The sequence below is a fragment of the Neorhizobium sp. LjRoot104 genome (genome assembly GCF_964253725.1).
Taxonomy (GTDB): Bacteria; Pseudomonadota; Alphaproteobacteria; order Rhizobiales; family Rhizobiaceae; genus Neorhizobium.
In genome coordinates this window covers 1,254,941-1,272,312 of the sequence record NZ_CAXURS020000001.1, presented here as the reverse complement: position 1 = coordinate 1,272,312, position 17,372 = coordinate 1,254,941, and the positions used below count along the sequence as shown (strand labels likewise).

Genomic DNA, 17,372 nt, shown 5'->3' with positions numbered 1-17,372 from the left:
CGTCCGATTTCTTCGCTTTTCAGCCCTTACCGGCCGACCAGGCAGGTGCCTCCGGCGGCGCGATACCGTTCGCAGAGCGCCACGGCGTCGTTCTTGCTGCCGGCCGGAATGCGGACGCGGTAGAACGTGCCCTTTCCGGCAATCTCGGCCGACTTGATATCGACGCCGCGGCCACCGATGACGCTGCCGAACTTGGACGACAGGTTCTGGTAGGATTTCTGGGCCTCCGCCTGGGACGGCAGCGAGGCGATCTGGATCACGTAGTCACCGGGGCCTGCCGAAGCGACCTGATTTGCGGCAGACGCCGGAGCCGCCGCCGGCTGCACCGGTGCGCGGACATTGCCTTGATCAGTCACGGCAGCGACCACGTTGACCGGCTGCTCGGCCGGACGCGCAATCGGAACCGGAGCCTTCGCCGCCGGTGCAGAGGCCTGAACCGGAGCGACAGGCGCCTGAGCCTGCGCGGCAGCAGGAGCCGGGGCAGCCGGCGTCGGCTGGGCGGGAGCGGCTGCGACCGGCGGCGTGACCGGGTTCGTTCTCACCACGTTGACGTTTTCGGCCGGAGCGGCCGGATTGGCGGGCGCCGAAACCGGAAGGATACCGCCGGTGCCGGCATTCGAGTTAGCCGGCGAGTTAGCCGGCTGGGGTTGCGTGCGGACCGGTGTCGCCGGCATGGAGGCCGGGACTTTTTCGGGGAAAGCGGCCGCCGTTTCGACCGGCTTTGCGCCGGCGGCGGGCAGCTTGGCGGTTTCCGGCGCGGCGAGTGCCGGGGCGGCAATTTCCTGCTCGACCAGCTTGCCGTCGGGGCGGACGATCATCGTCTTGACCTTGCGCGGCATGACAGTCACGGGCTGCTGCTCGGCAGAGGTATTGTTTTGCGCGGTCCGATCCTGCGGCAGGAGGCGCGGATCCTCCGTCTCGCCGACATCGGTCGGCTCGATATCGTTCTCGCCTTCGAGCGGCAGCGTATCGGGCATCAGGGTCTTCTGCACGACGTCGATAGGCTCCTCGTTGGAGGAGATCAGGGTGCGCTGCTTCGGATCCTTCGGCGAAACGCCGGCGACGCGGTCGTAGACCGCCTTGTCCTGGTTGGGGACGGTCTTGCCGCCCGGATTTTCAGGCGCAATCTTGATCGGTTCGTTGTCGGCCGCAATGATAACCGGTTCGCCGCCTGACACGACACCCGACACGCTGCTGCCGAAGAACGCGTAGGCACCGACGCCTCCAAGGATAACAACCCCGGCAAGGACCAGCGGCATGGCCCAACTGCGGACGGAACGGCGGGCGTTCTCGACGGTCGCGACATAGTCGGCGTCGGAATAGTGCAATTCCTCATGCTCGGCGGTCGGCAGCGGCGTCGTCAGGCTGCGGCGGAAGTCCTCTTCCAGAGCCCGCTCGAAATCGTCGAGATCGGTATAGGCCGGCGAACGGCCAGCTTCGGCCGCAGCCTGCTGGCCTCTCGGCGCGATATCGATCTCCGGCTTGCGTGCCGGCGCAGAGGCCGGCTTGCCCGGCGCGGCCAGCAACGTGGCAAGCTCGGCATCGATGTCGAGTTCGTAGTCGGGACGATAGGCCGGCGGCTGTTCCGGCTCTTCTGCCGGTAGCGACGGCACGTCGAGTTCGGCGATGGCCTCCACCTGATCTTCCGAATCGGCAATCTGGGCCGGATCGAATGGCAGATCGGCAATCGCTTCAGGCTCTTCTACGACCTGCGCCTCCACGACCGGTGCCGCCATAGCGGTAACAGGCGCAACGCGCGCGACCGGCACCATGGAAGGAGCGACGGCAGGTGCGGGTTCCGCTTTCGCAGGGGCAACCGCCGGAGGCGGTGCCTGAACCTGGTGTACCTGCGCCTCTTCGACGACGATCTCGGCAAGGTCGAGTTCGAGGCCATCGAGCGCCAACTCGAATTCTTCATCGGAGAACGGATCCGTCTCGTCCAGAGAATGCAGTTCGGCAACCGGGGGCTTGGCAACCGGCGCATCGGCAACAACGGAGGCAGCGGACGCCACGGATGCGGCGGTGTGCGTGAAGACCGGCTCCGGCTTAGCCACAGGGGTCGCGAGCGGCTGCCCGTTCGATGTCGGCAGCGTATAGCGCTGGACGTCGTAGATCAGTTCGTCAAGCGCGGAGAACCTATCCTTCTGCGGCGCAGCGGCTGGTACGGCGGCGATCGGCGCAACGGTGACGGGTGCAGGCCGCGGTTCCTGGGCCTGCGGTTCCGGGACTTTTACGGAAACCTGCGGCCCGGCAGCCGGTGCCGGCTCGATCTTCGGGCTCAGGCTATCCTCCAGAACCGAAGGCTCGAAAGCATATTCGTTCGGTGCAGGTGCCGCCACTTGAGAAGTGGTTACAGCCGCCTGTGCGGAGGCCGCAGAGACGTCCCGTGCGACGCTGAAATTGCTGAGCGGCATCCGGAAGCCGGGAATGTAGGCGCCCTTGCCCCTCTCCGTCTTTGGCTCAAGCTCAAACTTCGCTTCGGGTTCTGATTTCGCTTCAGGCTCGAATGCCGCCTCGGGTTCAGGGGCTGCCTCGGGTTCGAACGCCGCCTGAGGTACGAACCGGACCTCCGGCTCGAATTTCGCCTCCGGCTCGAACGTCACTTCAGGCTCGCTTGCCGCATAGGGCTCAGCGGCGATCGAGGTTTCCAACTCCGCGGCGAGATCGAACTCGTCCGCCGGGTCTTCCATCGACGCGGCGGCCGACATCGAACCTGCGGTGGTGAAATCGGGCAGATCGAAAACGGGCTCCATGCGCGCGGTTTCGGTAGCCGGCTCGAATTCCGGCTCCGCAGCAACATTCTCGTCGATGGCGTCAACTGCCAACGGCGGCTCCTCGTCACCGAAAAGGTCGGCGCGTGTGTCGATACCGCTATCGGCCGGCAGGAAGGCCTGCGGCACTTCTACGGCCGGGGTTTCGGACGGAACGAACTCCAGTTCCTCCGGCTCTACCGGCGGCGCGGCAACCGTGATATCGGGCGCAGGCTCGGCGAAAGGATGACGGGCATCATCGACCGCAATATCGTGAACGGGGTCGAGATGCGGCGCGTCATAGCGTTCGAACTCCTGAAGAAGCTCGTCCTCGAGATTGAAAGCCGGATCCCGCCGCGCAGACGATAAAGTATCTGCGGAAGATGATCCAGGCTTGGCAGCGACGGGGAGATCGTCGTAGCCTACGATGCGGGCGAGCTCTGCCAGCGGGTCATCATCGGCAAAGAAGTCCGGCAAATCATTCCGGCTACGCGCAAGGTTGTTATCGGCCATTACCTCGTCCACTCACCTACATTACAACGCATATGCCAGTGCAATGTGGGGAAATGGTGGCGATATCTACCGCATTTCTTCCGGTGCCGCAGTGCCCATGATTGCAAGTCCTGACTTCAAGACAGAGGCGACAGCATGCACCAGCCCAAGCCTGGCAATGCTCAATTCTCGGTTTTTATCATTAACAAAACGTAATTCCGGTTGTTCTTTACCTTTATTCCAGTGCGCATGGAAGAAACTTGCCAGATCATAGAGGTAAAAAGCAAGCCGATGCGGCTCCTGCGCCTGGGCAGCAGCCTCAATGATCCTGGGGTATTCCGCGAGCTTGGCTACCAGCTGCATCTCGTTCGGATCGTTGATCAGGCTGCTCGAGCCTTTGAGGTCGAGCGAATCAAAATCGAGACCCGGGAAGGCTTCCTTTGCCTGCCGGAACACCGACGAGCAGCGTGCATGCGCATACTGCACGTAGAAAACGGGGTTGTCCTTCGACTGTTCGGTCACCTTGGCGAAGTCGAAGTCCAGCGGCTCCGAGCTCTTCCTGTAGAGCATCATGAAGCGCACCGCGTCGCGACCGACCTCGTCGACCACCTCGCGAAGGGTCACGAAGTTGCCGGAGCGCTTCGACATCTTCACCGGCTCGCCATTCCGGTACAGCTTGACGAGTTGGCAGAGGAGCACGGTGAGCTTCGCCTTACCGCCGGAAACGGCGCGCGCGACGGCTTCCAGGCGCTTGACGTAACCGCCATGGTCGGCGCCGAGCACATAGATCATCTCGTCGTAACCACGATCGAACTTGTCCTTGAAGTAGGCAACGTCGGCCGCAAAATAAGTATAGCTGCCGTCCGACTTGATCAGCGGCCGATCCATATCGTCGCCCACGTCGGTGGAGCGGAACAGCGTCTGTTCGCGGTCCTCCCAGTCTTCCGGCAACTGGCCCTTCGGCGGCGGCAGCGTGCCCTTGTAGACGTGCCCCTTGAAGGTAAGGTCGTTGATCGCCTGGCGGATGCGCTGCGCGCCGTTGGCATGCAGGGCCCGCTCCGAATAGAAGAGGTCGTGATGGACGTTGAGGGCGTCGAGATCGTCGCGGATCAGCGCCATCATCGCATCGATCGCCTTGTCCTTGACGATCGGCAGCCAGGCGTCTTCCGGCATGGTGCGCAGGCCCGGACCGTATTCCTCTGCGAGAGCCTGGCCGACCGGCACGAGGTAGTCGCCCGGATAAAGGCCCGAGGGGATTTCGCCGATCGTCTCTCCGAGAGCCTCGCGGTAACGCAGGAAGACCGAGCGAGCCAGAACATCGATCTGGCTGCCGGCATCGTTGATATAGTATTCCTTGGTCACGTCGTAGCCGGCGAATTCCATCAGGTTCGCCAACGCATCGCCCACCACCGCGCCGCGGCAATGGCCGACATGCATCGGGCCGGTTGGGTTGGCCGAGACGTATTCGACATTCGCCTTCTTGTCGGCGCCGACCGTCGAGCGGCCGTAGTCCGTGCCCTCGGCAATCATCGAGGCGAGCACGCGCTGCCAGTAAGGGGCGCCTAGACGGATGTTGATGAAGCCGGGACCGGCGACAGAAACCTCGCTGACATCGGCATCCGCACGCAGCGCTTCGGCGATGATATCGGCAAGCGCACGCGGATTGGTGCCAAGCGGCTTGGCCAGAACCATGGCGGCATTGGTCGCCACATCGCCGTGGCTCTGATCCCGCGGCGGCTCAACTGCGATACGGCCAAAATCAAGCTCGCTTCGCTTTTCCTTGATGATATCAAGGCTTTCCAAAGCGTTCTTAATTCTGGTTTCGAAGTCGGCAAAAAGATTCATGTTCAATCATCCCCGGGGATATGCCCGAGGACCCTTGCTGGCCAGTGTCATTGGTGGCGGTGCCTAGCGCAAATCCGGAGTCTGGTCAAACAGCTCGCCATGCGCCTTGATCGCAAACGTGTCCGTCATTCCCGCTAGATAATCGCCCACGTGACGCGCCCTCGCCGTCTCGCCGAGCCCGGCAATATGGTTGACCCAATAGTGGCTGCGCATCAGCGACGGATCGTTCATATAGGCGCTGAAGAGATCCGTGACGATCTGGGAGGCGCCGGCGCGGATGCGCATGATGTCCGGATGCCGGTAGATCCGCGAGAACAGCAGCTTCTTGATACAGCGGTCGGTCTCGGCCATCTCCTCGGAGAACGTGGCGATGACATGCCCCGCGGCACGGACGTCGTCGGCGCTCTGCGGATCCACCTTGCCGAGATTGTGCTGCGCCACGTCGATGACGTCCTCGACCATGTGGGTGATCTGCCGGCGCATGATCTCGTGGGCGAAACGGCTCGGTTCGAGATGCGGATAACGCGCCCTCACCTCCGCCATCAATCTGGCGAGGAACGGGACCTCATCCAGCATCTCGAAGGTCAGCAGGCCGGAGCGCAGTCCATCGTCTATGTCATGGGTATTGTAGGCGATATCGTCGGCGATCGCCGCGACCTGCGCCTCCAGGCTGGCATAGCTGGCGAGCTCCAGGTCATGCAGTTCGCAGTAGTCGCGGATCGGCTGGGGCACTGGTCCGCGCGTCCCTTCACCAGCCGGGGTCAGGAGCGGGCCATTGTGCTTGACCAGGCCTTCGAGGCTTTCCCAGGTCAGGTTGAGCCCATCGAAATCCGCATATCGGCGCTCCAGCTTGGTGACGATGCGCAGCGACTGGGCGTTGTGGTCGAAGCCGCCATAAGGCTTCAGCATCTCGTCCAGCGCGTCCTCGCCGGTATGGCCGAACGGGGTGTGGCCGAAGTCGTGGACCAGCGCCACGCCTTCGGCGAGATCCTCGTCGAGCTTCAGGGCGCGGGCGAGCGCCCGGGCGATCTGCGCCACTTCGACCGTGTGGGTGAGCCTTGTGCGGTAATGGTCGCCGTCCGGGCTGATGAAGACCTGTGTCTTGTGCTTCAGCCGCCGGAAAGCGGTGGTGTGGACGATGCGGTCGCGATCGCGCTGGAACTCGGAGCGCGTCAGGCTGCCATCCTCGGGAAACAGACGCCCGCGCGACGCCCAGGGATTGGCGGCGTAGACCGCCCGCTCGCCACTGCCGAAACCCAGCGCCCTGGTATCGATCGTCATGCCGTCACCTGTTTGTTCATCCGTCGCCTGCCGCCCATTGACGTGCCGTTCACGTCTTCATACCTATAGTGAAGCTGTGCGCAATGCCGGTGACAGGAATCTCTCCGGGCCTTGAACCCGGCAGGAGGCGGATAATATGGAAACCAATGTAACTCTTTCAAATGCGGCGGCCAAGCGCATCGCCGAAATCGTCGGCAACGAAGCCGGCAAGCAGGCGCTGCGCGTCTCGGTCGAAGGTGGCGGCTGTTCGGGCTTCTCCTACAAGTTCGATCTCGCCGAAGCGCCCGGAGACGACGACGTGGTGATTGCCAATGGCGACGCCAAGGTGCTGATCGACAGCCTCTCGCTCGTCTACATGGCGGGTTCGGAGATCGACTTCGTCGACAACCTGCTCGGCCAGTCCTTCCAGATCAAGAACCCCAACGCGGTCGCCAGCTGCGGCTGCGGCACCAGCTTCTCGATCTGATAACATCTCCCCCGACGCACTTCGCCCTTTCCAACGCTTCCTCTTTCGCTAAAAGAGAAAGCGAACATGGAGGCAAGGGCCGATGAAGATCGCCACCTGGAACATCAACGGCGTCAAGGCGCGGATCGACAATCTGCGCCAGTGGCTGGCCGATTCCTCACCGGACATCGTCTGCCTTCAGGAAATCAAATCCGTCGACGAAACCTTCCCGCGGCTCGAGATCGAAGCGCTTGGCTATCACGTCGAGACCCACGGCCAGAAAGGGTTCAACGGCGTCGCGCTGCTGTCGAAGACCAGGCCCGACGAAGTGATGCGCGGCCTGCCGGGCGGGGAAGGTCCGGACGGACAGATGGACGAGCAGTCGCGTTATATCGAGGGCGTGTTTTCGGTGCCGGGCGGCGCGATCCGCGTCGCCTCCATCTACCTGCCGAACGGCAACCCGGCGGACGACCCGGTCAAATATCCTTACAAGCTCGCCTGGATGGAGAGGCTGCGCCAGCATGCGCAGAACTGCCTTCTCCTTGAAGAACCGCTGATCCTTGCCGGCGACTACAATGTCATTCCCGAGCCGCACGACTGCTTCGACCCGGCGGTGTGGGCGACGGACGCGCTGTTCCTGCCGCAGACCCGCGCCGCCTTCCGCAGGCTTGAAAATCTCGGTCTCGTCGATGCCGTGCGCGCCACCACGGATGCGACCAAGCTCTATTCGTTCTGGGATTACCAGGCCGGCGCCTGGCAGAAGAACAACGGCATCCGCATCGACCATCTCCTGCTATCGGCGGAAGCCGCCGACAGGCTGAAGTCCACGGCGATCGAGAAACATGTCCGGGCCTGGGAAAAGCCGTCGGACCACGTCCCCGTCATCGGCATGTTCGATTTTAGCTGACCGTCAAGGATAGTGGCGAGGCGTCGGTTATTCGACGCCTCGGGCGAATTCCTGCGACAGGGCAACCGCGCCGCGGCGATCCTCCTCGCCGACGACGGAAAATGCCTGTTCCTGCAATTGCTGCATCCAGATACATTCCTTGGCCGTACACTTGTCGAGTGCTGCCGTCATGAAGGCGAGCCCCCGCACCGTCTGGCCTTCCTGGAAGAGAACATTGCCGAAAATCGACATGGCGCCCGCATGGCCGCTCTTACGGGCCTGGTTCAGCCATTTCTTCGCCTGCTGGATATTGGCGGTACCGCCCTCGCCGGCCAGAATCATCCGGGCAAGCTGGAACTGGGCTTCGGCCACGCCGAACGTGGATGCCGCCTGGAAATAGAGTTGGCGGGCCTGCGACAGATCGGGCTTGACCGGGCTGCCGGGAATGCCGCGGCGATAATAGTTGGCCAGCGACAGAAGCGCGTTGATGAAGAAGCCGGTATCCTCGGAACCGGGTTCGACGCCCTGTGCAGCGATCTCGTTATAGATCTTGAAGGCTTCGAAATCGTCCTTGGCGACGCCGTCGCCATAGGCGTACATGTTGGCGAGCGCCCAGCGCGAACCGGTATGGCCTTTTTCGGCGGCATAACGATAAGCTTCGACCGCGTCTTCCTTCTGGCCGTTCTTGTAGGCCTTGAAGCCGAACTTGAAGAGGTCGAACGGCCCGGACTCCTTCGTCACGCCGGACTTGATATCGAAGGCCGCCGCCGATCCCGCCAAAATCGAGGCGAGCGACGCTCCAAGAAGCAATACTCTCATGGATCCGATGTCAGACTTCGGCATTTCAGTTTCTTTCACTCCGCACGCAAGTACCCGCCGCAGCCCGAGCATAGCTCGCTGCCGGAAAAAGGTTCGTCCGGGGATATCCCGTGCCTGCTCCTCCCGAGAGACGAATGAAACTGTAGCCGCCGTTTTCGGCAAGACTAGGACCCGTAACCGCAGCAATTGCGGCAGGACAGGACGGCATCAAAATCCGCCTGCCTGAGCGCAAAAAGCCCGGCTTTTCATAAAGAAACCCGCCCATGATACTCCAATTACGCGCCCCGCCCCCGCGTTCCGCGCCTGTTCTTCCTCTATCGCTGCTCCCCGTTTGTGGCGGGAAGTGGACAGAAACGCCCCTCTCGAGGCCCCCGACAATAGTCTCGAAAAAGTGTTGCCAAATCGTCACAAGAGAAACGACGAGACCGCTCCTCCTTTGAATTAAAATTCGCCACAAAAAAGCCCGGTCGCGACCGGGCTTTCAGGCTTCATCCCGCTAGACCTAAAAGTTAATGCGATAGGAAGCAGTGAGCGCATACGCCCAGTCGTCGCCAACCGTCGCATTATAGTCGCCGTAGCCTGTCGCCTGTTTTTGGCTGCCGCTCGTGAGATAACTGACAGCACCGCCCACACGCAGTTCACCCGGGCCGCCCTTGAACGAAGCACCTAGCCCAAAGGTCCAAGTGTCGGTCATGATGTCAGCGCCTGTGCCGACGCCGCGGTCCCAGGTGATGCTGGCGAGACCGGAAATCTTATCCGTGAAGGCATGACCGATACCGCCGGTCAGTGTCCAGCCGTCCTTGAAGCGGAAGTTTTTCTGCTGCGGGCCGAGACCGGTGACTGTGTAGTTCAGGGACTGCAGCACGCTCCAGTCTGTCCACTTGACGGACCCGAAGGCGAGCCAGCCAGGAGCAATGCCGCTCTGGAGATTAAGCTCCAGAGACTGCGGCAGCGTTCCGGCGCCGTTGGAGGAGAGAACTGTGCCGGTGGGAACCGCAAAACCGAGGGCACCACTGGCCACAGCGGCACCATACGGCGTCAATGTCAGGCCACCATCTGCCTCGTGGTCGATTTTCGAGCGATAGAGCAATTCCGCGCGCAGAGCATACTCGGTAATTTCATAGGCTGCCCCAATGCGGTAGCCCACTTGGCCATCGTCCTTGAGGTTGAGCGTACCGACCCGCGTCTTTTCCTCATAGTCAAAGCTCTGGATGAACGCACCACCCAGAAAATGGAGGTCGCCCGGACCGACGTCGAGTTTCACAGAGCAGGTAGCGCCATATTCTTCGGTCTTGAACTTAGCGGAGATCGTGTAGTTGCCGATCCCAGAGGTCAATGCATCGGCTGCCTGGGTCTGCGAGCCGTATTCGGACTCCGCGCCGAATGGCTGCGTGTAGGTCAGCGCGCATGAAAACGTGTCGGCTGCAGTGAACTTGGCAGCGAAAGTCGGGACAAAATAGCTCTTGGTATAGTCGCCATCAGTCGCAGTCGCGCCGTTGATCGTCTCGTAGCCGCGCTGCGGAGAGACGTAGAGCACACCACCACGGAAATTGACCGTGCCTGGATCGTATAGGATGTCCGTATCCGCATCGCCGCGTGCGAAGCCACCTGCCAGCGCTGTCGTCTGAAACAGACATACTGCCGCAGCCGCCAGAAGCCCCTTAGAAAAAAAAGTGCTTACCATAAATTCTCCCACTCCCTGGTAAGTGACCGAAATCAGTCTAGATGGTTCGTTCTAATTGACAACTTTCGGCTGTCGGGCGCTTTGCTGCGCAAACGCCCAACGGATTTACGTAAGCAAACCAGGAACCTGGGCTTTGATGCCGATTTCGGCACAAAATTGCTCTTTCTCTGTTAATGGATTTGGTAAAATTAGAATTTTATTATTTTAAGCCGGCTACCTGTGTCAATGTGGCAACAATGCGGCTTTCTGCAGGTGAGCAGTTGCACACATGCGGGACCGGACCAACAACGGTTGCGAAAGCGAAATGCCGCGTCCGTTCCCGGCGCGGCACTCGTTATTCCCCTAATTCACAATGAAGACCGTCAGCCGGCTTCGCTGATGCGCAGGAGAGCGGTCTTCAGGTTCGCCATCTGGATTTCCAGCTCCGCGAAGCGCTCGCGCTCGGCGGTAACCACCTCGGGATCGGCATTGGCGACGAACCTCTCGTTGGCCATTTTCTTGCCGATACGGTCCATCTCGGCCTCGGTCTTGCCGACCGCCTTCTCGATGCGCGCCTTCTCGGCCACGAGGTCGATCAGGTTGCCGAGCGGCAGGCAGGCGGTGGCCTCGCCGACGACGATCTGGGCCGAACCCTTCGGAGCCGCGTCGGCGAGCTCAATGGTCTCCACGCGCGCAAGCCGGCGGACGGCCGCCTCGTGACGGCGCAGACGCGCCTGGGTCAGATCGTTGGCGCCGACGACGATCAGAGGCGCGACCGCCGATGGCGGCACGTTCATCTCGGCGCGGGCGGAGCGCAGGCCGGTCACGAGATCGACCAGCCAGTTGATCTCCTCCGCAGCCGCCGGATCGGCGAATTCCGGTGCCGGCCAGTCGGCGTGGCAAAGCAGGCCGGCGCGCGTTTCAGTATGGGCCCAGAGTTCCTCCGTCATGAACGGCATGAACGGATGCAGGAGCTTGTAGGTTTCTTCCAGCACGTAGGCCGCACAGGCCTGGGCCTCCGCCTTGGCGTGTTCGTCCTCGCTGGCGAAGATCGGCTTCAGGAGTTCCAGATACCAGTCGCAGACCTGGTTCCAAACGAAACGGTAGAGCGAACCCGCCGCCTCGTTGAACCGCTGGGTCTCGATCGCCTCCGTGACGTCGCGGATGGTTTCGGAAAGCTCCGTCAGGATCCAGCGGTTGACGGTGAGCTTCGTCGCCTCCGGCAGGAAGGCCGGATCGCGCTTGACGCCGTTCATTTCGGCAAAGCGGGTTGCATTCCAGAGCTTGGTGCCAAAATTGCGGTAACCGGCGATGCGGGCCGGATCAAGCTTCACGTCGCGGCCCTGGGCCGCCATGATCGCCAGCGTGAAACGCAGCGCATCGGCGCCGTATTCGTCGATCAGGTCGAGCGGGTCGATGACGTTGCCCTTCGACTTCGACATCTTCTGACCGTTCTTGTCGCGAACAAGCGCGTGAACATAGACGGTGTGGAAGGGCTCGACCGGATTGCCGTCCTCGTCCTTCATGAAGTGCAGGCCCATCATCATCATGCGGGCGACCCAGAAGAAGATGATGTCGAAACCGGTGACCAGCGTGCTGGTCGGATAGTATTTTTCCAGCTCCCGCGTCTGGTCAGGCCAGCCAAGCGTCGAGAAAGGCCAGAGCGCCGACGAGAACCAGGTGTCGAGCACGTCTTCGTCACGGGTCAATATCTCGCCCGGCTTGAAATTCTCCAGAAGATCCTCAACGAGGGCCTTCATCGGGCCTTCGTGCGAGAGGTAGTGCTGGATGGCGGCCTGCAGCGCCTCTTCCTCGGTCTTTTCAACGAAGACCTGCCCGTCCGGGCCGTACCAAGCCGGAATCTGGTGCCCCCACCAGAGCTGGCGGGAGATGCACCAGGGCTGGATGTTCTCCATCCATTCGAAATAGGTCTTGTCCCAGTTCTTGGGCACGAACTTGGTGCGCCCTTCCTTGACGGAAGCGATCGCCGGCTGCGCCAGGGTGTTGGCATCGACATACCATTGTTCGGTCAGCCTCGGCTCGATCGGCACCCCGCCGCGGTCGCCATGCGGAACCATGTGCTTGTGCGGCTCGACCTTGTCGAGCAGGCCCGCCTCCTCGAAAATCTCGACGACGATCTTGCGGGCGGCAAAACGGTCCTGGCCTTCGAGCCGGTCCCAGGCGCCGTGAAGGGCGGCTGGATGGTCGAGGCCTTCGAGGAAATCCTCGTTGTCCTTGAGGGTGATCGTGCCATCGATATTCATGATGTTGATGGCGCGCAGCCGTGCCCGCTTGCCGACCTCGAAGTCGTTGAAGTCGTGCGCGGGGGTGATCTTGACCGCACCGGTACCGGCCGTCGGATCGGCATAGTCGTCCGCAACGATCGGGATTTTGCGACCGACGATCGGCAGGATGACGTGCTTGCCGACGATCGCCCTGTAGCGCTCGTCCTCGGGGTTCACGGCAATGCCGGTATCGCCGAGCATGGTTTCGGGACGCGTCGTCGCGACCACGATATAGTCGCGCGTCTCGAATTCGGTCGCATTGCCGTCTTCGTCGAATGTGACCGGATACTGGTAGGTGACGCCTTCCTCGAGCGGATAGCGGAAGTGCCAGAGATTGCCGTTGACCTCGTGCTGTTCGACTTCGAGGTCGGAGATCGCCGTCAGCAGCTTCGGGTCCCAGTTGACGAGGCGCTTGTCCTTGTAGATCAGGCCCTGCTTGTAGAGCGTGACGAAGACTTCCAGGACAGCGGCCGACAGGCCCTCGTCCATGGTGAAACGCTCGCGCGACCAGTCGCAGGAGGCGCCGAGGCGCTTCAGCTGGTTGAAGATCAGGCCGCCGGATTCCTCTTTCCATTCCCAGACCCGGTCAATGAAAGCCTCGCGGCCCATCTCGCGGCGGCCCGGAAGCTGGCGCTCCATCAACTGGCGCTCGACGACCATCTGGGTGGCGATGCCCGCATGGTCCATGCCCGGCTGCCACAGCACGTCCTTGCCGCGCATCCGCTCGAAGCGGATCATGATGTCCTGCAGCGTGTTGTTGAGCGCGTGGCCCATGTGCAGCGAACCGGTCACGTTCGGTGGCGGAATGACGATCGTGAAGGCTTCCGCGCCCGGCTTGGCGTTGGCGCCGGCGCGGAAAGCGTCGGCCTCGTCCCAGGCCTTGGCGATCCTCGGTTCTACTTCTGCGGAATCGTAGGTCTTTTCGAGCATTTCCTGACCCGTTTTTGTTCTTTGAGAGCTATCGCGGTGTAAATAGGATGGGGTGTTCCAAGTCAATAAAAAAGCCGCCCCGTCACCGGAGCGGCCGCCTTGGTCGATCTGGGAACGGTTTAGCGGCGCGTGCCGCGGGACACACGTTCGATTTCCTCGCGCACCAGTCGCTCGACCAGCGTCGGCAGGTTGTCGTCCAGCCATTCCTGCAGCATCGGGCGCAGCATGTCGCCGGCCATGTCTTCGAGCGAGCGGCGCTCCATGCCGTTGAACACCGAGGCGAGTTCGCTGAAGGATTTCGCGACCTGGGCGCCTGCCTCGGCGGACAGCAGGTTGGCGGTTTCCTCGATCTTCGCCGGCAGGCTGCGCGGGGCCGGTTCCGCGGCGAAGTTCGGTTCTGGCTTCGGTTCAATCTTCGGTTCCGGCCGAACCGCCGTTTCAGCTCTGAGCGGGGCCGACAGCGGCGGGTCGAAGACCGGCATCATGACGCGCTCGACCGGCTCCGACCGCTGTGCAGCCGGCTGAGAAGCCGGAGCGGCCTGCGTGACGGGAGCAGCCTGGGAAGCCGGCTCGCGGAATTCCGGCATGCGCGGCATCTGGGGACGAAGCGGAGACGGTTCTCCCTGGCGTGCCACAGGTGCGGGCGAAGATGACGTCTGTGTCGATGGTACCGGAGCCGGGGCCGGCGCAGTCGAGGCGGGCGACAGGCGCACCGTGCCGGTCTCCTGCTGGCGGGTCGAAGCGGCCCGGACCCGCGCGGCGACATCGGCAAGCGACAGGGTGCGATCCTGCTGGGCCGCCTGGCCCGACGATCCTGACGCGTAGTTCATCGTTTCGCCCAGCGATGGCGCGCCGCGATCATTGGCAGCCATCTCGGGAACAAAGCTCGTCTCTTCGCCGTCCTCGATCTCGTCGTCGCCATAGACGGGAGGGATCTGGCCGCTGAGCGCGTTCTCGGCATTCGGCTCATTGCTTTCAATGATCCGGCGGATGGACGCCAAGATTTCTTCCATGGAGGGTTCACGCGCTACATTTGGCTGAGCCATTTTCATCCCCGCTGTTACCGGCACTCGAATCGGCCCCGTGGAGGGTGAACCGAATCGACGTTACTCTAAGGTGTTGGGGGGGCTGGAAACAATGACAAGTGCCCCAGGCCTCCTACCGATACACAGTTTTGTTGGCGTTGTGAATCCCGTAAGTCACACTTGGCCGAAACAGGTGACACTTGCCTGAGACAGGTGACACTGGCGTGAAACAGACAGATGGCGACCCCGGAAACGACAAAGGGGCCCCAAGGCCCCTTCCCGTTCCACGCGTTCGAGCCGCGCGATCGATCAGAACACGAATTCCCTCGCCTTGCGGAAGCCCGGCAGCGGCTTCACCGACGCGTTGAAATAGGCGCTTTCGGAAATCGCACCTTGCTCCTTTACCAGCACCTTCGCCTGGGCGGCATTGCCATAACCGACGACCGCGACCAGCCGGCCGCCATCGCGCAGCTGCTCCAGAAGAGCGGCAGGCACTTCCTCGACGGCGCCGTTTACGAAGACCAGGTCATAAGGAGCCTCGGCGGCAAACCCCTTTTCGAGCTCGCCGGTGACAACCGCGACATTGTCGTAGCCGAGCGCGGAAAGCGTTGCGCTTGCCTGCGCGGCCAGCGCCTCATCCGCCTCCAGGGAGACGACGGAGCCGGCGATCAGCGACAGGACGGCGGTCGCATAACCGCTGCCGGTGCCGATCTCGAGCACGACGTCATCCTTGGTGATTGCGGCAAGCTGCAGCAGCTTGGCAAGCGGCGAAGCCTCCATCAGGTAACGGCCCGAAGCCACCTCGATATCCGTGTCGATATAGGCGAGCGACTTTGCCTTGGCCGGAACGAAGGCTTCGCGCGGAACGTTGTAGAAGGCCCGCAGAACCGAATGCGACGTGACATCGGTGGTGCGGATCTGATTTTCGACCATCTTCGTCCGTGCTGCTTCGAAATCCATCATCTCAGTCGTCCCAAATCATTCGGCAATGCGCCGGTTCACGCATGACCGTCTTACTGACGGGAGGTCATGCTTTCAAGACACTGGCTGGTTTCGAAGCAAAAAAGCGGAGGAGATCGGTCTCCTGGCGCACCCCGGGCTCAAGCGTAGGCCGGAGGCGCCTCTTCCAGCTTGCGGATGGTGAGATAGTCCCGGCCATAGGAGGAGCGCAGGCTGTGGTCCTTGTCGAAGGCGGACTGCTCTGCGGAGGTCAGCGGGAAGATGCCGTCGGCGAATGTGCCGGTGCCTTCGACCTCGTTGGCCGCCTGGCGGTGTACGTTGATTATCCTGGTGATCATGGCGCCTTCCCTCCGTTCCACACAACAATCGCTGAGCGAGCCTTTCTGTTCCAAGCCTAGGAGGAGAAGGTTAAAAATTAACCATGTTGCAGCGCACACAAAAATGCGTGGTAAATGCTTGGTATCAAAGCACCTTTGGATTTTAGGGATAGGTTCCGGAGAAGGGGAAATTGGAGGCCTCGCCGAGAATCGAACTCGGGTGCAAGGATTTGCAGTCCTCTGCGTCACCACTCCGCCACGAGGCCGTCCGAACGCATAAAGAGCGAGTGGTGTCGGGCGTTTAGAACGAATCGAATAACGGCGCAAGCGGGTTTGGGCCGATTGTCATTTTTTTCTGCACGAGGAGAAAAGGGCCGCTGCCGACAGATCCATAGGTCGCCTCCGCGCGGCGCCCGAGTACGCGGGGATGAGCGCCGGGCCGCATCCGGCGGGTTCATAAAAAATTCACCAAACTCACGGAACCAAATCCTTCCGGATCAGTTTCCTACGCCGCAATGCAAGGTGTGGACATGACGAGTAGCGTAACCGAAACAGATGATGCCGTGTGGAGTTCTCCGGTTAGAGTACGCATAGGCTATGGTTTCCCCGAGACGATTCGCGGGCCAAAAGAAGCCCTGGAATACCTCAACTGGCGCTGGCCGGTGCGCGAAGGTACCTATTACATCAGGGCCCTGAAGGAATGCGCCGCCTGCCTGCAGCGCAAGCTCCCCCTGGAAAATGTGCGGGAAACCTTCGTTCTTGCCAGTATCGAAGCGAAGATGCTGAACTGACTTCGATCCAATGTGGAGCGGGTCCCGCCATGAGGCGGAGCCTCAACCCTCGGCCACCTCCGGAAAGGACTCATTAAGCTTTCTTACCAGGACGTTCGTTAAGGGATTTTCCCTAAACCAGTGGGCGACGGCGATGTTGTCGTCTTTTGTCCTCGTTAGAAGGATCGCCATGACGGCGATGATTCAAGATGAAACTCAGTGTTTCTGACGCCGTAGCGGCGTGCGCAACCGTTGGTTCGCTTTCCAGCATTCTGTATGTAGGGCATCTTTTCATGACCCTGTTTTAGGCCCGCCTATCGCACGGCGGCGCTTATGCCGGCCAGTAGAGGTCGGAACGATAATCCGCTGGAATGTCGGCCAACCTGGCGATGGCTTCGGCCACGAAACCGATCTGCATGGCCAGATAACGGATTTCGCTCGGCACCGGCATGCCGGTCAGTGTTTCGCGATTGCGCCAGGTCTCGTACCCGGTCGAGCGGATCCTCCGCTCGGCCTCGCGAAGAACGTCGTCGCGGCTCGGCATGTCGCCCTCAGCCAGATCGGCAGGCTTCGCCACGCAGGCCGCAAGCCCGCCTTCGATCACTCTCAGACCCATGTTCACCCTCGTCTTCAATCCCGGGAGCAATCCTAGTGATTCGGGGTGAGATGCGCCAGAGTCTCTGCCGCAACACTCAAGTGGCGATAGTCCGGCGACTATGCTAAAATACTGTCGTTGCCGGGTGGGGGAGCATCGGGCAGCGAACATGCGGTAGGAGGAGACCGTAATGCAGTATCTGGAATTCATCACCACGCTCAATCCGGTGGTACTGGCGATCCTTGCGATCGTGCTGGCCTGCGGAGCGTACGACTATTGGGCACAGTCCCGATAGCGGGACGACGCAGG

General features: G+C 61.7%; 13 protein-coding genes and 1 tRNA gene. 3 read left to right on the top strand and 11 right to left on the bottom strand.

Going from position 1 to position 17,372, the window contains the following annotated elements; translation table 11 throughout:
• Positions 1-26: 26 nt before the first annotated feature.
• The 3 genes from ACSQ8R_RS06455 to ACSQ8R_RS06445 form a co-directional block, all read right to left on the bottom strand.
• On the bottom strand, positions 27-3,263 hold the full coding sequence (locus tag ACSQ8R_RS06455) for an SPOR domain-containing protein (protein ID WP_436252594.1): 3,237 nt from the start codon (positions 3,261-3,263) through the stop codon (positions 27-29).
• 66 nt (positions 3,264-3,329) lie between these two features.
• Positions 3,330-5,087 (bottom strand): arginine--tRNA ligase, encoded by a 1,758-nt coding sequence (gene argS / locus ACSQ8R_RS06450; RefSeq protein ID WP_436252593.1) that lies wholly within the window; start codon positions 5,085-5,087, stop codon positions 3,330-3,332.
• A gap of 63 nt (positions 5,088-5,150) precedes the next feature.
• Entirely contained in the window at positions 5,151-6,368 is a 1,218-nt protein-coding gene (locus tag ACSQ8R_RS06445) for a deoxyguanosinetriphosphate triphosphohydrolase (protein WP_436252592.1), read from the bottom strand.
• A 136-nt stretch (positions 6,369-6,504) separates the two neighbouring features.
• Between ACSQ8R_RS06445 and erpA the strand changes: the two genes are divergently transcribed.
• Both erpA and xth read left to right on the top strand, forming a co-directional pair.
• Entirely contained in the window at positions 6,505-6,834 is a 330-nt protein-coding gene (erpA, locus tag ACSQ8R_RS06440) for an iron-sulfur cluster insertion protein ErpA (protein WP_037084555.1), read from the top strand.
• Positions 6,835-6,916: 82 nt separating this feature from the next.
• Complete coding sequence (gene xth / locus ACSQ8R_RS06435; RefSeq protein ID WP_436252591.1) at positions 6,917-7,720, top strand: exodeoxyribonuclease III; 804 nt, start codon at positions 6,917-6,919, stop codon at positions 7,718-7,720.
• A gap of 27 nt (positions 7,721-7,747) precedes the next feature.
• On the opposite strand, the gene exoR is transcribed toward xth, so the two are convergent.
• The 7 genes from exoR to ACSQ8R_RS06400 form a co-directional block, all read right to left on the bottom strand.
• Positions 7,748-8,542 carry an exopolysaccharide production regulator ExoR gene (gene exoR / locus ACSQ8R_RS06430; RefSeq protein WP_436252590.1) on the bottom strand — a complete coding sequence of 265 codons (795 nt, stop codon included), beginning with the start codon at positions 8,540-8,542 and terminating at the stop codon, positions 7,748-7,750.
• Positions 8,543-9,020: 478 nt separating this feature from the next.
• Positions 9,021-10,202, bottom strand: coding sequence for an OmpP1/FadL family transporter (locus ACSQ8R_RS06425; protein WP_436252589.1), 1,182 nt, complete (start codon positions 10,200-10,202; stop codon positions 9,021-9,023).
• A gap of 362 nt (positions 10,203-10,564) precedes the next feature.
• Positions 10,565-13,396 (bottom strand): valine--tRNA ligase, encoded by a 2,832-nt coding sequence (locus ACSQ8R_RS06420; protein ID WP_436252588.1) that lies wholly within the window; start codon positions 13,394-13,396, stop codon positions 10,565-10,567.
• A gap of 119 nt (positions 13,397-13,515) precedes the next feature.
• Positions 13,516-14,442 carry a PopZ family protein gene (locus ACSQ8R_RS06415; protein WP_436252587.1) on the bottom strand — a complete coding sequence of 309 codons (927 nt, stop codon included), beginning with the start codon at positions 14,440-14,442 and terminating at the stop codon, positions 13,516-13,518.
• 288 nt (positions 14,443-14,730) lie between these two features.
• The gene (locus ACSQ8R_RS06410; protein WP_436252586.1) at positions 14,731-15,384 is read right to left on the bottom strand and encodes a protein-L-isoaspartate O-methyltransferase family protein; all 654 of its coding nucleotides are present in this window, start codon (positions 15,382-15,384) and stop codon (positions 14,731-14,733) included.
• Between the two features lie 137 nt (positions 15,385-15,521).
• A complete protein-coding gene (locus ACSQ8R_RS06405) occupies positions 15,522-15,719 on the bottom strand; it encodes a hypothetical protein (RefSeq protein ID WP_436252585.1) in 198 nt (65 codons plus the stop codon).
• 171 nt (positions 15,720-15,890) lie between these two features.
• A tRNA-Cys gene (locus tag ACSQ8R_RS06400) sits at positions 15,891-15,964 on the bottom strand.
• Positions 15,965-16,228: 264 nt separating this feature from the next.
• On the opposite strand from ACSQ8R_RS06400, the gene ACSQ8R_RS06395 reads away from it, so the two are divergent.
• Entirely contained in the window at positions 16,229-16,489 is a 261-nt protein-coding gene (locus ACSQ8R_RS06395) for a DUF982 domain-containing protein (RefSeq protein WP_436252584.1), read from the top strand.
• A gap of 310 nt (positions 16,490-16,799) precedes the next feature.
• Here the strand turns inward: ACSQ8R_RS06395 and ACSQ8R_RS06390 are convergent, their stop codons facing one another.
• The gene (locus tag ACSQ8R_RS06390; RefSeq protein WP_436252583.1) at positions 16,800-17,084 is read right to left on the bottom strand and encodes a hypothetical protein; all 285 of its coding nucleotides are present in this window, start codon (positions 17,082-17,084) and stop codon (positions 16,800-16,802) included.
• Positions 17,085-17,372 lie beyond the last annotated feature (288 nt).

Coding starts and splice junctions, on each gene's coding strand:
- ACSQ8R_RS06455 (WP_436252594.1), bottom strand. CDS start 3,263: ATGGCCGATAACAACCTTGCGCGTAGCCGGAATGATTTGCCGGACTTC.
- argS (WP_436252593.1), bottom strand. CDS start 5,087: ATGAATCTTTTTGCCGACTTCGAAACCAGAATTAAGAACGCTTTGGAA.
- ACSQ8R_RS06445 (WP_436252592.1), bottom strand. CDS start 6,368: ATGACGATCGATACCAGGGCGCTGGGTTTCGGCAGTGGCGAGCGGGCG.
- erpA (WP_037084555.1), top strand. CDS start 6,505: ATGGAAACCAATGTAACTCTTTCAAATGCGGCGGCCAAGCGCATCGCC.
- xth (WP_436252591.1), top strand. CDS start 6,917: ATGAAGATCGCCACCTGGAACATCAACGGCGTCAAGGCGCGGATCGAC.
- exoR (WP_436252590.1), bottom strand. CDS start 8,542: ATGCCGAAGTCTGACATCGGATCCATGAGAGTATTGCTTCTTGGAGCG.
- ACSQ8R_RS06425 (WP_436252589.1), bottom strand. CDS start 10,202: ATGGTAAGCACTTTTTTTTCTAAGGGGCTTCTGGCGGCTGCGGCAGTA.
- ACSQ8R_RS06420 (WP_436252588.1), bottom strand. CDS start 13,396: ATGCTCGAAAAGACCTACGATTCCGCAGAAGTAGAACCGAGGATCGCC.
- ACSQ8R_RS06415 (WP_436252587.1), bottom strand. CDS start 14,442: ATGGCTCAGCCAAATGTAGCGCGTGAACCCTCCATGGAAGAAATCTTG.
- ACSQ8R_RS06410 (WP_436252586.1), bottom strand. CDS start 15,384: ATGATGGATTTCGAAGCAGCACGGACGAAGATGGTCGAAAATCAGATC.
- ACSQ8R_RS06405 (WP_436252585.1), bottom strand. CDS start 15,719: ATGATCACCAGGATAATCAACGTACACCGCCAGGCGGCCAACGAGGTC.
- ACSQ8R_RS06395 (WP_436252584.1), top strand. CDS start 16,229: ATGACGAGTAGCGTAACCGAAACAGATGATGCCGTGTGGAGTTCTCCG.
- ACSQ8R_RS06390 (WP_436252583.1), bottom strand. CDS start 17,084: ATGGGTCTGAGAGTGATCGAAGGCGGGCTTGCGGCCTGCGTGGCGAAG.